Below are 19,158 nucleotides of genomic sequence, written 5' to 3' on the forward strand. Positions count from 1 at the left end.
GCCGTGTCTCAGTCCCAGTGTGGCCGGTCACCCTCTCAGGTCGGCTACGCATCGTCGCCTTGGTGAGCCGTTACCTCACCAACTAGCTAATGCGCCGCGGGCCCATCTGTAAGTGAAGGCACATGTCCTTCTTTTACTTTCTCTTCAAGTGAAGAAAAAGATTATCCGGTATTAGCCCCGGTTTCCCGGAGTTATCCCGATCTTACAGGCAGGTTACCCACGTGTTACTCACCCGTCCGCCGCTGAGTCCACACCCGAAGGTGTTTCCTCCGCTCGACTTGCATGTATTAGGCACGCCGCCAGCGTTCGTCCTGAGCCAGGATCAAACTCTCCATAAAAGAATTTGATTGCTCAAATTTCACTGACTTGGGTCTATCTTTCGCTCTTCAGTTTTCAAGGAACGTTTTCTTCTTTTTTCCTCACCGCTCTTTCGCGGCGACAAGATCTATCTTACCATAGCAATCTCGCTTACGTCAAGAAGTTTTTATCGCGTTTGTCGCTCTGAAATGACTTGCGCTCATTGTTTGTGTCGTCTATTGTAACGACAAGAAACATATTAGCATGCAATAAAAAGCTTGTCAATACTCTATATCTATTTAAGCAGCGTAACCTTTTCAACCCCTAGCACCTGCCCATGATAATTGCGTTCCATCAGAAGCATAATAGGTGGGAGACTTTAAAGCAAAGCACAGATACCACATTCCATTTCCGCTCCCTATACGTTAAAATAATGACGATACGAGATAAAGGAGGAATGTTCAAGTGATCCCTTACAAACATGATCCATGGACAAACTTTAGTGTAGAAGAAAATCGGCGGGCTTATGAAGCCGCTCTTAAGAAAGTTGAAGCAGAGCTAGGTGGGGACTTTGACCTAATCGTAGATGGAAAGCGAATCAAAACTGACGATAAGATAACTTCTTACAACCCCTCTAACAAAGAGCAAGTGATTGGAACCGTTTCCAAAGCAAAAAGAGAACACGCAGAGGAAGCAATGCAAGCAGCCTGGACTGCTTTTGAAGAATGGCGCAAGTGGTCCCCAAAAGCACGTGCAGAGATCCTTTTTAGAGCCTCTGCTATCGTAAAGCGCCGCCGCCATGAATTCTCTGCCCTTATGACATTGGAAGCTGGAAAGTCATGGGTAGAAGCTGATGGAGATACCTCAGAAGCGATTGATTTCATGGAGTTTTATGGCCGTCAAATGATCCAGCTTGCACAAGGGAAACCATGTAATTCTTCTGAGTTTCAACATAATGAATATAACTACCAACCAGTCGGTGTAGGCTTCGCTGTTCCACCTTGGAATTTCCCATTTGCTATCATGTGTGGAATTACAGTATCCGCACTTGTTACTGGTAATGCCGTACTCTTAAAGCCATCTAGCAACACACCTATTATTGCAGCTAAATTTGTAGAAGTACTAGAAGAGGCTGGTTTACCTAAAGGTGTACTTAACTTTATCCCCGGCAGTGGCTCTGAAATCGGAGACTACATCGTAGATCATCCAAAACTGAGCTTTGTAAGCTTTACCGGTTCACGTGAAGTGGGTTGTCGTATTTATGAGCGTGCCGCAAAAGTACAAGAAGGGCAACAGTGGCTTAAACGAGTTGTCGCTGAAATGGGCGGAAAAGATACGATCATTGTTGATCGTGACGCTGATTTGGAGCTAGCAGCCCAATCCATCGTTAAATCTGCTTTCGGATATTCGGGGCAAAAGTGTTCTGCCTGCTCGCGTGCCATTGTGCATCAAGATGTGTATGAGCAAGTATTAGAACGCACCATTGAGTTGACAAAAGAGTTACCTGTTGGTAACCCTACTGATGTTCATACCTTCGTCGGACCCGTCATCGACGCTGGACAATTCCGTTCTATCAGTGAATATATTGAGATCGGAAAACAGGAAGGTTCCTTGCGCCTCGGGGGTGAAGCAGATGACTCCACAGGTTACTTTATTCAACCGACCATTATTGCTGATCTTGATCCAAACTCCCGTATAATGCAGGAAGAAATCTTTGGGCCTGTACTTGGATTCTCCAAAGCGAAAGACTTTGAAGAACTATTGGAGATTGCTAACAACACCGATTATGCCCTTACAGGTGCTATCATTTCCAACAATCGCGAACACCTGGAACGCGCCCGTCGCGACTTCCAAGTAGGAAATCTCTACCTGAACCGTGGCTGTACTGGTTCAATCGTTGGTGAGCAACCATTCGGTGGCTTTAAGATGTCAGGTACTGATGCAAAAGCTGGTGGTCCAGACTACCTAAGAAACTTCCTCCATGCGAAAACCGTATCAGAAGCTTTCTAACTCCGTTTCCTAGATACTAATCCTCACATAAATAAAGGCTGACCCAAAGCGAGAGAGCTATATGGGGTCAGCCTTTACCTTTACTCCCATTTTCAATTATTAAAACGGCAAATCGATTAACATCCATTTGGTTTTCTCAGATGCCTTTGCACTCAAGTTTTCAACTTCTGTCATCCTTGCCGAATCTCTTTTAGTTAATATGGTGCTACCATTAACCTCAATACGTCCTTCAATAACAAATAGGAACAAACGTCTGCCTGCCGATTGTGTAAAGGTAATTTCCATCCCACGCTCCAGTTCTGACAGATAGATCGTCAGATCTTGGTTGATATGAGCCACACCTGGCTCCGCCGGATTTTTCGCTACGATGGGTAACAATCGATTTTTCATCTTACTCTGATCATATTCTACCTGTTCATAAGAAGGGGTTAGCCCATTTTGATCAGGAAAGAACCACATCTGGAATAAGTGCACCTCTTCCTCCGTCGACGGATTCATCTCTGAATGAAAAATACCTGTACCGGCACTCATTCGTTGAACTCCACCCACAGAAGTGATGGAGGAATGACCATCGCTATCTTCATGTTTCAACGATCCCTGTAACAAGATCGAGACAATCTCCATCTCCTGATGAGGGTGAGTGCCAAACCCTCTCCCCGGTTTGATTACATCATCATTCAAGACTCGAAGCGGACCAAAACTCACGTTTTTTGGATCATGATAGTCGCCAAAGGAAAAGCTGAAGTAGCTTTGTAGCCACCCATGATCCACCTTGTGTCTCGACTGGGCTGAACGTTTTTCGATCATCTTTTACATCCTCCTCACCCTATTTATCTTTAATTAAAGATAAATGGGTAAAAAATTTTAGATTTGTTCTGAACGATAACCAATATTTTTAAGGAGATTAATCATGGTCTCTTTTTCTGCTGTCGACAAATCCACAAAGATTTTCTCAATCAAAGCTTGATGCTGGGGGAAAATCTCCCGCATCACTTCTTTACCCCTGTCTGTAATCGAAGCGTAGGTGACACGCCTGTCTTTAGGACAAGAAACGCGCTCCAGTAAGCCTTTTTTCTCTAACTTATCTACCACATAAGTCATCGTACCACTAGAGATAAGAATTTGCCCGCCAATTTTTTGGATAGGTTGATCTCCTTTATGGTACAACAATTCTAAAACGGCAAACTCAGTCATATTAAAACCATGGGAGCGTATATCTTCGGCCACCCTCTGCTCAAGTGCACGCTGGGAGCGAAAGAGTACAACAAAGAGCTTTAAAGCGATCTCACCCTCTGCTTCATTCATATCCACTACCTTATCTCTTACGAGCTCCTGCTCAGCTAACTCTTCCTGCTTCTTAATCTCTTTATTCATTGGCAGCACCTTCACCATCTATTATCTTTAATTCAAGATAATTATACTCCCCTCCATATCCCTTGTCAAGGTTAGAAGAAATAGCATAGAGCTCCGCTCCAACTATAGAAGAGTATATGATAGAGAATCATTATCGTTTGGGAAAGCACCCCGTGATTTCTCCCCCATTACGATGAAATCACATTCATGAATGAATCCGAACAATAATTTTCCCTCTTGCCCTCCCCGTCTTACTTAAATCGAATGCTTGATTAATATCCTCCAGAGTAAATACATGTTCAATCAATGTTTTCACATGCCCTTGACTCATTAGATTGCTGATCTCCATTAACTGTTTTACTCCACGTGTTGGGATAAAGATAACCGTTGCTCTTTTCCTTTGGCGCAACATATATCCTTTTAGTTTCCCTATAAAATGGCGAAGTGTTGTGACCGGGGTGACGTACAAGCCTGCTTGGGTAAGAAGAGGGAAATATTCTTTATATTCATTGGTTGCTACCGTATCTAAGATGAGATCAAACTTACTAAATAACCTGCGGTCAATGACGCGATCTTGACGGTAATCAATGACATGATCTGCACCTAAATTTTTTACAAGCTCAACATTGTTCGTACTACAAACACCCGTAACCTCCGCTCCTAAAGCTTTGGCCATCTGTACCGCATACGTCCCAATTCCTCCGGATGCACCAATAATGAGTACTTTTTGTCCTGGTTGTACATTACCGTAAGTAGTAAGTCCATGCCATGCTGTAATTCCCGCGGTAGGTACTCCAGCAGCTTCTTCGAAAGATACTTCATCTGGTTTTTTCACTACATTCTTCTCGTGAACAGTAAGGTATTCACTCGCACATCCGCTCCCAGGTCCCCTCAGCGCAAAGACAGCGTCTCCAGGTTGAAGAAGGGTCACCTTCTCTCCTACCTCATCCACTACGCCACTAAAGTCGGACCCAACACGATAAGGGAGACCTAGCTTGGACATGGTTTTTTCCATTTTCCAATCTGCTGGGTTCACACTAGTCGCGTATACTTTAACCAATACTTCGTTTGATTTTGGCCTTGGCTTTGGCTTTTCCCCCACAACCAACGATTTGTTCTTATCCAAAAAAGCAGCTTTCACGCAAGCACACCTCACTTCAATTTTGTTGTTATATATAAACACATCTACTAATAGGGTGAATAATTACACGTCACATTCCTTTGAAACCAATGCATCTGCGATTAACTGCATATTGGTGGACACACGTTCACGGGACAGCCAATAATATACTTCTTGACCCACCTTCTTGCTATCCACAATTTGAGCATCTCTTAAAATCTTAAGATGATGAGAGATCGAAGGTCTAGTAATATCGAAGTGACTTGCAATATCAGTCACATTTGATTTGCCGTTATTGCCTAAAATAAAGGTGATCTGTATTCGAATAGGATCTCCTAAGGCTGTGAAGAACTTTGTTATACTTTCAAAATCATTTACATCGATATGAGATTTGCCCATGTTTGCCCTCCTATTCATGTAGATATGTTTAAACTTACTTACGTAAGTATACCACCCATCTTTTTGTTTGCCAAGGTAAAAAAATAAGGTACTCTCCTCATAGAGGAGAGTACCGTTTAGACCTCTTAAAAATATTGAAACATCGGTGCGTTTGGCTCCTGTCTATTCCCTACTTGTTCTACCCATTCTCTCCCTATTTGTGAAAGTGAGACACCCAATCCCTTCTGCAATGCTTCTTCTGTCCTCTCATTGGTTTCCGGTAATTTATTGGCTGCATCCTGATCGACCAAAGGATACAACTTTAAATAAGTAAATACTTCTTGAAGTTTCTTCTCACCGAAACGTTCAACAAGATAGCGATAAAAGTCATAACAATGAGCATAGTATGCTCTCGCATCTGCTGAGCCGAGTAACTCTAACTGCTGTTCCTTTAACTTCTCCCATGTGTACTGCGACTCTTCTAGTACTGGGTGCTCGCTTTTCATTCCTGGAAGAAGATGTGCTTCATAATATTCTGCCGCCCCCTCCTGCAACCAATAAGATGCATTGTCCGTAGTGAGATCACTTAATACTTTATGGGTAATTTCATGAACAATACCCGCCGAAAAGGAGCGCGTATCCCCTTTTTGACCAACAAACTTAATTGACTGACCAAATTCGTTCCAACCCGCCGCCCACTCTGGTAGGGATAGCTTTACCGATTGCCGGAAAAGGATATCATCATGGTAAAGCTTAATCTCAGTTTTTTCTGTCTGCTCCCAACCAAACTTTTGCGCAAAGGCTTCAAACGCTTTGTTAGCCGCATCAAGTGCGACCGCCGCTTGTTCCTTAAGATCGGGATGGCTGTAATGAACGACGACGGATCCTTCCGCCATATGCTGAAAAGGAATATCTGACTCGTACCAATTCCCTTCCACATTTTTAAAAAGTAATGGAATCTTGAGAGTATGTATCTTACCATTACTTTGATACTCCTGTTTAATTAGCGTATGTAGTTGTAGGTTATCTCCAGGAATGATCGAAAGCAGTTCCAAATGATACGTTCCTGGATCCACGGTTAAGATCGCATCTTGAAACCACCGTTTCTGCTCTTGCAAATATGTTTTATTTTCAGGATCAATAACCTGTTTAAATCTCTGAAAACTCCGCTCATTTATCCCGTGTTCCTTCTCTTGTAATAAGTTTTCGATTTCCAAACGAACATGTTCCATCTCTTCAGCGGAGGCGAACACCGATGATGAGTCCAAAGTAATCTGCATCACTAACGTCAGGATTAATAAGAGCAAAGAGAATCCTTTCAACCAAGACAATCTACTCAAGTTCAATCCCTCCAATCTTTACCCATAGCTTGTGACAGAAAAACCCCATTCATACCTTCTCATAGAAAATAGACCTGCATATAGCCTGCAGGCCAAAACCATTCGTCTCTCTATTTTTAATCAATTACTAGAATTACTATAAGCTGCCCCCAAACGCAAAACGAATAATAAACAATATCGCTAGGATATATAGAATTGGATGAACCCGTTTATATTGACCGACGAAAACTTTCGCTAGCGGATAAAAGATAAAACCAATGGCAATTCCAGTAGCAATACTAAAAGTCAGCGGCATCATTACGACAGTGAGAAAAGCTGGTATCGCTTCTGTTAAATCATTCCACTCAATATCTTTTAAGCTAGATGCCATCAAAACACCGACGATAATAAGGGCAGGTGAGGTGATGGCTGCAACTGAGGCGAACGTCTCCACTAATGGGAATATAAATAAAGCTAATAAAAACCAGGCTGCCGTAACAACGGCAGTCATGCCTGTACGTCCTCCACTTGCCACTCCTGCACTCGATTCAATATATGACGTAACCGTCGATGTACCCAAGGCAGCCCCCGACATGGTAGCGATTGAATCAGCAGTTAACGCTCGTCCTGCTCGTGGTAATTTGTTCTCTTTAAGTAGATTAGCCTGCTTCGAAACACCGACGAGAGTACCCGCTGTATCAAATAAATCAACGAAAAGAAAAGCAAATATAATTGAAAAAAGCCCCAGATCAAGCGCACCCATAATATCCATCTGTAATAACGTGGGCGTCACACTTGGTGGAAGAGACACAACCCCTTGGGGAGGTGGCACTACCCCTGTTATCATGCCTATTATAGCAGTGGTCACCATACCGATGAAGATAGCTCCCTTAACTCCTCTTATCATCAACAAAACGGTGATGACGAGCCCCAGTACCGTAAGCAACACCCCAGGTTCTGTAAGGGATGTGTTCATCTGTACCAATGTCGCTTCTGACGCAACCACAATCCCTGCATTTTTCAAACCTACAAATGCAATAAACAGACCAATCCCGGCAGAAACGGCACTTTTCAAACCTGCCGGAATCGTGTTAATGATCAATTCACGCAAACGAACCAGTGTTAAAAACAGAAATAAAATACCTGAAATAAAAACGGCTCCTAAAGCTACTTGCCAACTAACACCCATGCCCAATACTACTGTATAAGTAAAGTATGCGTTTAGCCCCATTCCCGGCGCTAAGGCAATCGGATAGTTAGCCAGAAGACCCATTAATAAAGTGCCCAATGCAGCTGCTAAAGCAGTAGCAACAAACACTGCACCAAAATCCATCCCTGCTTCTTTTCCTAATAAATAAGGATTTACCAATAAAATATATGCCATCGTAAAAAATATGGTGGTTCCTGCCAATATTTCCGTTCGTAATGTTGTCTGGTTTTCTGCAAACCTAAAGTAGTGACCAACTTTCCCCACAGTATTCCCTACCTTCTCATTCGAATGAGTGAAGCCTAGGTTCACAGCGGTAGTCACAATCACAGCAACCCACTTGTATATCTACTGGAATCAGTACCTAGTCTCTACAGTAGGCATGTCCACAATCATTCTTCTACGTACTTCCTAAAATCCAGAGGGATGGATAAGAAGTCTATGAGTTAACAACCCCTCGATTCTCACCCATTCCTCTTTCACGTACCCTTGCCGAAGTGAGTCGACCTCACGTATACGTTCTTATTCCCACTCGATCGTAGCAGGTGGTTTAGAAGTGATATCATATACCACGCGATTAACTCCATCAACTTCATTAATAATGCGAGTACTAATTTTCTCCAGTGTTTCATATGGAATTCGAGCCCAATCTGCCGTCATACCATCAATCGAAGTAACAGCACGAATACCAACAGTATACGCATACGTACGAGCATCACCCATTACGCCTACACTCTTAAAGTCAGGAAGGGCGGTAAAGTACTGCCAAATCTCTCGATCTAAACCTGCCAAGCGAATTTCCTCACGCAAAATAGCATCCGACTCACGCACGATCTCTAACTTCTCTTCACTTACTTCACCAATAACGCGAATACCAAGACCTGGTCCAGGGAAAGGTTGTCGCCACACAATTTCAGCGGGCATCCCTAACTCCTCTCCCACAGCGCGCACTTCATCTTTAAAAAGCGTATTAAGCGGTTCTACCAGGTCCATTTTCATATCTTCAGGTAGTCCACCTACATTATGATGTGATTTAATCGTTTGCGCGGTCGCCGTACCTGATTCGATAATATCGGTATACAGTGTCCCCTGTCCCAAGAGATCATGCTCACCCAGCTTTTCCGCCTCTTCTTCAAATACACGGATAAACTCATTTCCAATAATCTTCCGCTTTGCCTCTGGATCAGATACACCTCGCAATTTATCGAGAAAACGAGCCTGAGCATCCACTTTGATCACATTCATATGAAAATAATCGCAGAAGGTACTCATCACACTCTCCGCTTCTCCTTTACGTAACAAACCATGATCAACAAAAACACATGTGAGCTGATCACCCACTGCACGGTGTATCAGTGCCGCTACCACAGAAGAATCAACACCTCCGCTCAATGCACAAAGTACTTTGCGCTCCCCGATGGCATCTCGTAATTCTACAATGGTATCCTCCACAAAGTTTTCCATGCTCCACGTTCCTACACAATTGCATACATCGAAGAGGAAGCGACGCAACATCTCATTCCCATTTGCCGTATGACGTACTTCGGGATGAAATTGAACAGCGTACTGACGTTTTTGCGCATGGCTCATCGCAGCTACAGGGGCAGAAGGGGTACTTGCATCTACTTGGAAACCTGTTGGCGGTGCGGTAACCACATCACTGTGGCTCATCCACACCACTTGTTTTTCTGCCATACCTGCATACATCGTCGCAGATGAGGTTAGTTCAATCTCTGCTTTTCCATATTCTCGCTGGGAAGCACGGTCGATGGTCGCCCCGTAGTGCGCTCCCATCATCTGCATTCCGTAGCAGATCCCCAGAATAGGAATATCTAGATCAAAGATTGCTGGATCACAGCTGGGCGCATCTGGAGCATATACACTGTTAGGACCTCCTGAAAATATGATGCCCTGAGGTGCGAGTTGCCTTATTTCATCTGCACTCATTTGGTGAGAGACAAGCTCACTAAAAACTCCTAGTTCACGAATGCGTCGCGCGATCAACTGATTATACTGTCCACCAAAATCGAGTACGATAATACGTTCTTGGGGTTGGTCCATTTCTAAATCCCTTCCATTCTCTATGATCTAGATATTAAAAACGACCAGACCCCCAGACCGCTAGCGAGCGATACGGGAGTCCGGTCGGTGTTCATACTATCAAAAACACGATCGTCCCATATGCTCGTAGTCCGACCATTTACGGTAGTCGGGTAGAGACTTTCAGGCCATATTCCTGAAGATATACGAGCGAAACTTATATGATTGCTTACCATATGCTTACCATAACAGGTCTTCTAACAGCATCATATCAAAGGCATAGAGGCAGGGTCAAGGACGCAATTGCTGGAGAAGTTTTCTCCAAAGTAAGTCTACCTTTTTCCATAATGACTGCCCACTTCCCTCATCTTTACCATAGCGCGCCTGCTCGTAAATAGAAGTCAACTCTTCTAATTCTTTCGAGGGGGACGAATACCATTCTTTTTTCAATAGATATTCACGCACCGTCTGATCAGGTGAACGCACCCCTTTACGCCATGCATACAACATCAATACCTGATAAGTACGTTTAACAACGCCCTGCTTTCCTTTGCTAGGCCCACTAGGTAGACGTTGTAGCCACCACCAATAAAAGGTGCGCCAATACTTGATCGTAATAACCGCAAGCAGTAGCAATAGAGTCAGTATCCACATTATGCGACCTTGCCATTCCTTCCATATACTGCTGCTTTCACCCTTCGTTGCACTTACTTGTGCTTCCTCAGCCATCTGTCTTTCCAGCGAGGTACGATCTGCGTCCGCTTCACTATGATTGGTTGACGTTGAGTCATCTTGCTCACTTCCTTGATCAGATTTCTTAGTTTCCTCTTCTAAGGGGGTGGGATTAGTAAAGCCGGGTGTCGGTTCAAACGGGATCCAACCAATCCCTGCAAAATAAACCTCTACCCATGAGTGTGCATCAGAATTACGGACAATCACATCATGCTTATCCCGTTTTTCATTATACGCTGATTCACCAGGAGCAAACCCTTTCACCCAACGTGATGGGATACCAATAGAGCGTAGCATCACAACCATGGAAGTGGAAAAGTGATTACAGTACCCCACCTTCGACTCAAACAGGAAATCATCGACAAAATCAGACCCTTTGGGCGGAACGGAAGTCTCTTCTGTATCGTAAGTAAAATTACTGCGTAAATAAGCTTCGATTGCTACAGCTCGATCATACGGATTATCTTTGCCCGCAATCACCCGCTCCGTTTGTGCGCGTATCCGCTCAGGGAAAGCCGGCGGAAGCTGAAGATAGTTATAACGAATATCGGGGGGGTAGCCTGCTTTACTCGTGCGCAATTGTTTACGGTTGATGACAGGAATTTCGGACTTTAGTTCGGACTTTATTTCATACACATCTGTCATATCTCCCGATAGCTCAACTTTACTGGAAGAGACGAGTAACTCACTATTAACATTTACATTCATTTTGAATGAAGTAAGTTGACCTGGAGTAAAGACTAAGAAATCTGGTGACGCTTCTTTAAAAATATCCGCTGTATTCATCTCCGTCTTTACATTATCGAAAAGAGTTCCCTCTACAGAGGATTCTTCCATATTCTCTGCAGACAAAGGATATTTTTCAACTCTTTCTTCCACACTGTCTGACCAACCTCGTCCCGTATATAGAGATTTTGCTTCTCCACGCCAATAATATGGAACTTCTACATTGCTTGCTACAATCGCAATTCTTTCATCCTGAATAAACGGCCCACCCAGCTTTGTATCATCTTTACCATATCCAATTTTTCCTACTCCACTGGCGTTATTTCCATTTCCTTCAACAAAGGGAAGGAACACAAACGAATCTGACCAACTAGCTGCTGGTTTAGGTGCCCATGTTCCCACAACGACCACAGCGATAAGAAAGAAGAGAGCAAATCGGTACCATCCTTTTGGTTCCGGCACCTCCTCCATCCTTTCCGCAAAACGCGTCCAACGCATCCATGTAGTGAGGAATACCCCGACCACGAAAACTCGTATTACCGCTCCCCAAGCTGCAAATGATGTAAGTGAGTCCAGTACGGCAAAATAGAATAATGAGAGCAATAGAATTGGTAAGACTCGCTTTTTCTCTACCATCGCATGAAAACTGACCTGAGCGATAAAAGCGATTAAAAGGATGAGCCCTACCGATTGAAGGCGAAGCGGGGGAACACTTAACCAATCTCCTAAAACGAGCAGACTTATATATCGTCCGCACTCTATCCATAGTAAGTGGAGCCATTCTAGGTTAAAGAGCGATAACTCCTGAGGGGCATAGTAGATACGGTGAAGAGTAAACAACATAATAACTGCGATGAGAGTAAGGTTTAACAGATGACTTCTTACTGTCATTTTAGTCAAGATAAAAAGAATTGCCGCTAGAAATAACCATTTGAGATTCCCTATATTAAGCGCTTCATCTAGTGGGCGTAGCCATTCAATCCATAAATAAGAGGAGACGATAAACAGAATCAACACGCGTATGTTAAAGGAAACACGTCTAATCAAACGCTTCCCCTCCCTTACTAAATTGCTCCCACTTCGATCCAGAAATCTCCCATACTGTGACATTAAAAGATCGCAATTCCTCTAATCTTCGTCGTCGCTCCCCTTCATCGGTAGTCACATCTAGCAAGATAAATAATTCTACGCGAATAGAGCGCAATGATAATTCTGCCATGGAACGTATCAACACCTTATCGAGGCGAGAGGTTATGATAGCCAGCGTAGCTGTTTGAGGATATATTCCCTGATATTGAGTCAATGAGTGTGCTACTGTCATCTTCCCATCTGCTTGCACAAATGAAAGCTGTTTTAAAGAGCGGATGAAATGTTCCTCTCCACTTCCTAGAGGGATATGAATGGGGTTTCTCCCATTAGTCAACAATCCTGAACGCTCATGTTCCCGAGTTGTATATTGAAGCAGTGAAGCAACTAAACTGACACTATCTTCAAACTTATCGGAGGGAAGTTCTTCGTAACAATCTAGCAGGAAAAAGAAATCACGAGTCAAATGGTGTTCAAACTCTTTTACCTTCAGTCCCTGGCCACGCGCACTCGCTTTCCAATGTATCCGATTGAGGCGATCACCTTGAGCATAATCCCGCACCCCTGAAACAGAGGAGATATCTTCCTGATGTTGATGTGAAGAAGCGATACGCCCCATATAACTTTCATACATGGTGTCCCAACGTTTAATCGGAATGATACGTGGATAGACCAGCACTTCATCTTCCAGCGTAAATCGCCATCTCTTTTTTACGATCCCAAAAATATCCCCTGTCTCTACTTCAACCGCTTGCCACCGGTTAGTTCCTCTTTTTCCAGCATGGATGATATACGTAATCTCCCCTTTCTTTTTCCAACCCGGATACGAGAGAGTGCGAGTTTTGGAGTGAGAGATTGTTGCCGCAGTCTCCTGATGATCTTCTAAATATAACCAGGGGACTGGCATCCATGATGAAAAGCGATAATTAAGTTTCACTTTAAGCATATCCCCCACTGTCAAGTGGCGCACCGACAACGATCGCTCCACTTTCAAGTGGCGCACTGAGAGGAACATGATTGCCCCTTCGTATACACATAGCAACAGAGCCGCATAAAAAAGAAACCAGGAAACAAAGCTACCTTGGATTCGCCCAAACGCGTACGTAACAAATAGTAGAAAAATGAGGAATAGAAGAGACCAGCGGGAGCGATTCATGATGAGTGAGCCTGCCTATGCTCATATCGAACTGGCACAGGAACATTCCGCATAACTTCCTGCAAAACATGTTTCGCAGTCTTCCCACTCAGACGTGCTTCTGATTTTATCAATATGCGGTGCCCCAGGGTGGGCAAGACCAATTTCTTCACATCATCCGGTATGACAAACGAACGACCTTGTAAAAATGCGTATGCTTGTGCAGTCCGATACAGCGCAATGGATCCACGGGGACTCGCTCCAAGGTAGACCTCACGAGCCGTACGCGTCCCTAACACCAATTCAACCATATACTCTTTAATAGAGGGATCCACATAAACAAGCCTTACCTCTTGTTGCCATTGCAGCAACTCTTCCAAGGTAGTAACGGTAGCAAGAGTCTTAATCGGATGCTCTTCTCTAATCCGATCCAGCATCTCCAGTTCGTTCTTACGCTCTGGGTACCCGATCCTCAACTTTAACAAAAACCGATCTAGTTGTGCTTCTGGTAGCGGAAAAGTTCCTTCATATTCAATCGGATTTTGTGTTGCCATCACAAAAAATGGCGGTTGCAACTCATAAGTAGTACCATCTACTGTCACACTTCCTTCTTCTAACGCTTCCAACAAGGACGCTTGTGTTTTGGGGGAAGTGCGATTAATTTCATCCGCCAATACGACATTTGCCATAATAGGACCTGGACGAAATTCGAATTCCATCGTCTTCTGATTGTAAATCGAGATTCCTGTTACATCAGAAGGCAATAAATCAGGAGTAAATTGAATCCGACGAAACGATCCGCCAATCGACTTTGCCAATGCGCGCACCAGCATAGTCTTTCCTACTCCGGGTACATCTTCTAACAAGACATGTCCACCCGCTAGTAAACCCACAACCGCTAGCTCTATCTCTTCCCGTTTCCCGATCAACACCCGTTCTACATTTTGAAGCAAAGATTCCATTTGTGATCCGTATCTATTTTCCATGGCACCCTCCAAAAAAAAAGAGACTTTTCATCTATTTCTTATATTAAACTGTTTGCCACCAATATAAAAGAGAACCCTGGCTTGATGAGACTCCTGAAACTTTATTAACATCTACTTTTATCATAAACTATTTTTTATCCAAGTGACCAACACACAAAAACAATAAATATCTAATTCTCTTAACCCACCTCTCCTAAGTCCGGAAGGGAGTAGGCGGTATTTTTATTTATTTTACATTTATTCATTTGACATCCGGAAAGCTTATAAGATATTATTTACTTACCGGTAAATAAAATAAAGGATCGATGATATGTCAGACAAATATTCGCGAATTTTAGAGATTACATATCAGTTAATTGCCCAGCATGGAATAGAAAAAACGAGTATGTCATTAATTGCTAAGGAAATGGGGGTCACTAAGCCTGCCATTTATTATTACTTCTCCTCTAAAGAAAAGTTGGTTCGTACTCTGTTTGAGGTGTTAGTCACTGAGATTCAATTTACAAAGTTTTTTCAAATTGAGAAATACAGTAAGGAAAACTTTTGTGATCAGTTGATTATGGATGGGATACGGATGATTCAGGAACAAGGCGCCGATCCGTACTATGAGAATGTAATGCGTCAATATAGCGTTCTCGCGGCACGAGAAAATAAATACCAAGTCATTTTGGAAGAAGTACTGTACGATTTTTTGCAAGGTTTTACTACTCTACTACAACGCGCCCATCAATTTGGTCTTCTTCCCGATGAGGAGATTGCCATCAGAGCACAATACCTCACCCTGGTTGTAGATGGATTGGATCAATATACAGATGAGCGATATGGTTTTGATGCGGAAGCAATATGGAAATTTACTGTGCAAAATTTTTTTTAAATAAGGGGAGAGAAGAGGTATGGGTATATCCAACAAGCGTATGATTGGCTTTGATCTAGCGCGAGCACTTGCTATTTTCGGCATGGTGGTCGTCAACTATAAAATTGCGTTACATGCTGAAGAATCTTCCCCACAGTGGCTAGATGCCCTCACTGGTTTAATAGAGGGCAGAGCCGCCGCTATCTTCGTGATCTTAGCCGGGATCGGAATCTCACTCATGAGCAAGAAAGCGTGGAAGGACGAAAAAGATCGTACCCATATCCACTCACTCCGGCAACAGATATGGAAACGATCTTTCTTCCTCTTGATATTAGGCACCGGCCTCTATTTGCTCGGATGGTCTGCAGACATCTTACACTACTATGCTGTTTACCTCTTTATCGCTTCCTTTTTTCTCACTTCTTCTTCACGCGTATTACTGTGGGCAGCCACCTGTTCACTTCTAATCGCCCAACTTCTCCAGTTCCTCGGCGATTATACCTATGGGTGGGACTCTACCTTTCAAACTTTTCAACTATTTTGGTCTCCACTCGGTTTTTTAAGCAATCTATTCTATAATGGCTATCATCCAATCTTCCCTTGGATCGCCTTTGTTTTCTTCGGCATGTGGTTGGGGAGATTTGATTTTAATCAACCTCATGTAAAAAGAAAATTACTCTTCATTTCCACTACTATCGCAATACTTGTACAAGCTTCTTCCTATCTACTCATACAACTAACTTCTCCTATCATTGGGACTGAGCTGGCTGAATACTTTTTTACCACTAAACCGATGCCTCCCACTCTCTTCTATATGATCGCCAGTTCCAGCACATCCGTACTCATCATCTTGCTCTGCATCTACCTTTCTGAACAGTTTCGTAAACACATCATGATGAAGGCACTCGTTTATACAGGTCAGCTGGCGCTCACACACTATGTGGGGCACTTCTTATTCCTAGTCGTCCTCTACCTCGTCGGTGTTCCTGAGTACGCCTCTTTGCCATTGGCAGTAGGTAGTTCCCTTCTATTCTTTACTCTCTCGATTGTGCTCTCCTACTGGTGGAGAACTTACTTGGTACGAGGCCCCATCGAGTACGCCATGCGCAAGGTAAGTGGTTGAGACTCCCATGGTTGCAGCCGAATAAGATTCTTGGGTAGTTTGGACTGTCTCATCAGTCTATCTCATACGAAAAAAGTTCCCTTATCGATCACACTACACTAAAGACAGAAACAACCGCCCAGATAGTGATATAAAAATGAACAAGGTCGATTCAGTGAATCGACCTTGTTCATTTTTACTGATCTCCCTTTTTAACCCATTGTGCCACGGTTGCAGTTCGTTTTTCAAAAGCCCATCACTGCACCTTCCATGCTCTCCAACTATTCCTTCACTAGACCGACCATCTCTTTTCTTTTACACCAAAGAAGTTTTATTCGATGCGATTTTACAGCTTAAACAAGTATATTTTCTAAAGAATCTTCAGTTCTTATCTTCCCTAGTGACCGCTAATGAAAAATATTGAAGACTGTCCACAAAACATTTCATTTCCTAATTAACTGATCTTCAGATGGGGAGGCGATTCTATTGGGGGTTATAAATAATTCTCATTCAACCATCATAAAATTAAGTGGACACGATTATGAGTCAGAGGAGAATAAGAATGAGTGAATTTCAGATTTTTATTACGTTGGCTTTACTATTGATCGTTATTTTCTCAATTTTATTAACGAGAAAATTCCACAATTCTCTTCATCATAACCAACGCATGGTCATCTCAATGATATCAGGGACTAGTATTGGGCTGGTCATTGGATTAATGCTGGCTTCGATGTTTCAAGGGAACTTGTTCATTTCTACAGTTTCAGGTATGTCAGTAGGGGCTTTTATTGGAGGAATATGCAACTGGAGATTAGGAATGGTTTCATGTATCGAGGGACTATCAGCTGGAATGATGGGTGGTATGATGGGAGCTATGTTAGGAGAGATGATGACTGTCACCGAATCCATCATTCTAATAAAACTATTTATTACATTAGCTCTATGTTCCCTATTTTTATATCCTGTGTTAGCAAGTACATCTTGTGCTGATCAATCCATAACATCAAGAAAATGGTTTATTAAACCCTTACTTGTTTTCGTGTTAGTGATTAGTTTTTTATTAGGAGGAGACTTGATTGTTGATGAACCTATGAATGATCAAGGTCCGCACAATCATCACTCAAATTAAAGTAGAGGAAGATAACTACTGTCCCCCACAATAATTAATATCTAACAACGTCCCTTCTAATCCCAAGGCAAACGCCATATCCGGTTCAACCATGATTTGAAATCCATTTCTTTGATCAAAAACCACTGAAAGAAGCACGTAGATCAACAATATCATTTACCTATAAAACCAAGGGAAGACAGGGTTATTTATTATATTCCTTTAAATTGATACTTAAATAGAATAAATAAAAAGCCCCCGTTATAGACCGGAAGCTTTACTGTACCTATCGTTATAAATGTCTTTTTGAAAATCACTTCATTTTCTAATCAGCTGTTAGCTCACTTTCTGTAATCCACTTATGATTTGTAACTTCTTTTCCACCATCTGTTGGAGTATAGTCAACCATGTAAACGGTCGTTTCTTCAACTGATTCAATGAGAGCGATTGCTCCTTCCATACCTTTCATGTGCGAAGCATTAAGCGTCACTTCTTCCCCCGATTTAAAAGATTCTTTACTATATTCTTTAATTTCTTCATTAATAACCCATTTATGATTCTTAACTCTCTTACCGCCATTTGTAGGATCATACGAAACGACATACGCTACAGTATCATAGGATCCTACTATTGTAGCTTCTGCTCCTTCCATCCCACTCATATGGTCTGCCTGGATTATAGCTTGACTACCTACTTCATAAGTAGGATTTTCTGCATCTTCTAAACCTCCTGGTACTTCACTCGAGGAATGATCCATGTCTTCATGACTATCCGATTCTTCACTCGTGTTTTCTTCAGAAGTCGCCTCTCCACTTTGGTTTTCGTTTTGATAGGACTCTTCAGTTTGTCCTTCTTCATTACTTCCAGAGCAAGCCGCTAAAGTGAATATTAAACTTAGAAACAATATGGTCATAAAATATTTAATTTTTTTCAAATTCATTCCCTCCAACCCCAAATTTAATATGATATCCTTTCATAACTGTATTTAATAAATTTGCATTTTCTGTGCAAAAAATAGATTTCTGATGCTCAGAATCCATACATTTTGAGGTTTTCTCTAAATACATTCAACTAAAAACGAGGCAGGTATAGTTCTACAACTGCCTCGTTTATTAGTTTATTATTTAATCTGTCTTTAATAGTTCCGCGTTAATGGCGACAACAACTGTACTTAAGCTCATTAATACGGCTTCCACTGCAGGACTGAGTACAATACCGATTGGAGCTAACACCCCGGCTGCTAAAGGAATCGCAAATAGCTATACCAACATCTGCAGTCGCCAAAGCCGGTGCATCATTATTTATTCATCTTTTCATAGGTATTTTATGCAATGCTTTTACATGCTTCCGCACATTTAAAACAAGCATCTGCACACTTTTGACAATGGTCATGATCATGTTTTTTACATTCATTTCCACATTCTTCACAAATTTTAGCACAGACGCTAGCTAACTCTGCTGCAAAAGGAGTACCTCTAACTAAAGATTGTTCAAGATAAGCACAGATATCTGCACACTCTCTGTCCAAACGAATACACTGAGCCATCATATTTAAGTCTTCTTCTTGCAGGCAAGCATCATAGCAATGGCTACAGGCTTTCATACACTCATGTAGCGACTCAATTACGGTCTGGTACTGTTCATGTGACATTTATAAAGTCCTCCTTTATGTGTTTGTTACATAGGTATAGTAACCCTACAACAGT

16 protein-coding genes, 1 rRNA gene and 1 riboswitch are annotated in these 19,158 nt (G+C 42.5%); of the genes, 4 read left to right on the forward strand and 13 right to left on the reverse strand.

What is annotated here, in order from left to right; translation table 11 throughout:
- A 16S ribosomal RNA gene (locus NXZ84_RS11040) occupies positions 1 to 338 on the reverse strand; the annotation flags it as partial.
- A gap of 424 nt (positions 339 to 762) precedes the next feature.
- On the opposite strand from NXZ84_RS11040, the gene pruA reads away from it, so the two are divergent.
- Positions 763 to 2,307 (forward strand): L-glutamate gamma-semialdehyde dehydrogenase, encoded by a 1,545-nt coding sequence (gene pruA / locus NXZ84_RS11045; protein WP_258840407.1) that lies wholly within the window; start codon positions 763 to 765, stop codon positions 2,305 to 2,307.
- A 99-nt stretch (positions 2,308 to 2,406) separates the two neighbouring features.
- Here the strand turns inward: pruA and NXZ84_RS11050 are convergent, their stop codons facing one another.
- The 10 genes from NXZ84_RS11050 to NXZ84_RS11095 form a co-directional block, all read right to left on the reverse strand.
- Positions 2,407 to 3,114, reverse strand: a complete 708-nt coding sequence (locus NXZ84_RS11050) for a pirin family protein (protein ID WP_258840408.1) — start codon at positions 3,112 to 3,114, stop codon at positions 2,407 to 2,409.
- Between the two features lie 57 nt (positions 3,115 to 3,171).
- Positions 3,172 to 3,612: a MarR family winged helix-turn-helix transcriptional regulator gene (locus NXZ84_RS11055; RefSeq protein WP_258840653.1), complete on the reverse strand. Its 441-nt coding sequence runs from the start codon at positions 3,610 to 3,612 to the stop codon at positions 3,172 to 3,174.
- Positions 3,613 to 3,865: 253 nt separating this feature from the next.
- Positions 3,866 to 4,786 (reverse strand): NAD(P)-dependent alcohol dehydrogenase, encoded by a 921-nt coding sequence (locus NXZ84_RS11060; protein ID WP_258840409.1) that lies wholly within the window; start codon positions 4,784 to 4,786, stop codon positions 3,866 to 3,868.
- Between the two features lie 78 nt (positions 4,787 to 4,864).
- On the reverse strand, positions 4,865 to 5,179 hold the full coding sequence (locus tag NXZ84_RS11065) for an ArsR/SmtB family transcription factor (RefSeq protein ID WP_258840410.1): 315 nt from the start codon (positions 5,177 to 5,179) through the stop codon (positions 4,865 to 4,867).
- A gap of 125 nt (positions 5,180 to 5,304) precedes the next feature.
- Complete coding sequence (locus tag NXZ84_RS11070; RefSeq protein ID WP_258840411.1) at positions 5,305 to 6,498, reverse strand: peptidase MA family metallohydrolase; 1,194 nt, start codon at positions 6,496 to 6,498, stop codon at positions 5,305 to 5,307.
- 136 nt (positions 6,499 to 6,634) lie between these two features.
- Positions 6,635 to 7,951 (reverse strand): NCS2 family permease, encoded by a 1,317-nt coding sequence (locus NXZ84_RS11075; RefSeq protein ID WP_258840654.1) that lies wholly within the window; start codon positions 7,949 to 7,951, stop codon positions 6,635 to 6,637.
- Between the two features lie 255 nt (positions 7,952 to 8,206).
- Positions 8,207 to 9,745 (reverse strand): glutamine-hydrolyzing GMP synthase, encoded by a 1,539-nt coding sequence (guaA, locus tag NXZ84_RS11080; RefSeq protein WP_258840412.1) that lies wholly within the window; start codon positions 9,743 to 9,745, stop codon positions 8,207 to 8,209.
- 107 nt (positions 9,746 to 9,852) lie between these two features.
- Positions 9,853 to 9,954, reverse strand: a riboswitch (purine riboswitch).
- A gap of 61 nt (positions 9,955 to 10,015) precedes the next feature.
- Positions 10,016 to 12,229, reverse strand: a complete 2,214-nt coding sequence (locus tag NXZ84_RS11085; RefSeq protein WP_258840413.1) for a transglutaminase TgpA family protein — start codon at positions 12,227 to 12,229, stop codon at positions 10,016 to 10,018.
- Positions 12,222 to 13,424, reverse strand: coding sequence for a DUF58 domain-containing protein (locus tag NXZ84_RS11090; RefSeq protein WP_258840414.1), 1,203 nt, complete (start codon positions 13,422 to 13,424; stop codon positions 12,222 to 12,224). The genes NXZ84_RS11085 and NXZ84_RS11090 overlap by 8 nt, the downstream gene beginning before the upstream one ends.
- Positions 13,421 to 14,389: an AAA family ATPase gene (locus NXZ84_RS11095; protein ID WP_258840415.1), complete on the reverse strand. Its 969-nt coding sequence runs from the start codon at positions 14,387 to 14,389 to the stop codon at positions 13,421 to 13,423. Before NXZ84_RS11095 ends, NXZ84_RS11090 begins: the two co-directional genes overlap by 4 nt.
- Before the next feature lie 310 nt (positions 14,390 to 14,699).
- On the opposite strand from NXZ84_RS11095, the gene NXZ84_RS11100 reads away from it, so the two are divergent.
- The 3 genes from NXZ84_RS11100 (at position 14,700) to NXZ84_RS11110 (ending at position 17,473) form a co-directional block, all read left to right on the forward strand.
- Positions 14,700 to 15,263, forward strand: a complete 564-nt coding sequence (locus NXZ84_RS11100) for a TetR/AcrR family transcriptional regulator (RefSeq protein ID WP_258840416.1) — start codon at positions 14,700 to 14,702, stop codon at positions 15,261 to 15,263.
- Between the two features lie 19 nt (positions 15,264 to 15,282).
- Positions 15,283 to 16,365 (forward strand): DUF418 domain-containing protein, encoded by a 1,083-nt coding sequence (locus tag NXZ84_RS11105; protein ID WP_258840417.1) that lies wholly within the window; start codon positions 15,283 to 15,285, stop codon positions 16,363 to 16,365.
- Positions 16,366 to 16,906: 541 nt separating this feature from the next.
- Entirely contained in the window at positions 16,907 to 17,473 is a 567-nt protein-coding gene (locus NXZ84_RS11110; protein ID WP_258840418.1) for a hypothetical protein, read from the forward strand.
- A gap of 304 nt (positions 17,474 to 17,777) precedes the next feature.
- Here the strand turns inward: NXZ84_RS11110 and NXZ84_RS11115 are convergent, their stop codons facing one another.
- Complete coding sequence (locus tag NXZ84_RS11115; protein WP_258840419.1) at positions 17,778 to 18,392, reverse strand: YdhK family protein; 615 nt, start codon at positions 18,390 to 18,392, stop codon at positions 17,778 to 17,780.
- Between the two features lie 384 nt (positions 18,393 to 18,776).
- A complete protein-coding gene (locus NXZ84_RS11120) occupies positions 18,777 to 19,103 on the reverse strand; it encodes a four-helix bundle copper-binding protein (protein WP_258840420.1) in 327 nt (108 codons plus the stop codon).
- Positions 19,104 to 19,158: the final 55 nt, after the last annotated feature.

Origin of the sequence: Mechercharimyces sp. CAU 1602, assembly GCF_024753565.1 — a bacterium.
GTDB lineage: Bacteria > Bacillota > Bacilli > Thermoactinomycetales > JANTPT01 > Mechercharimyces.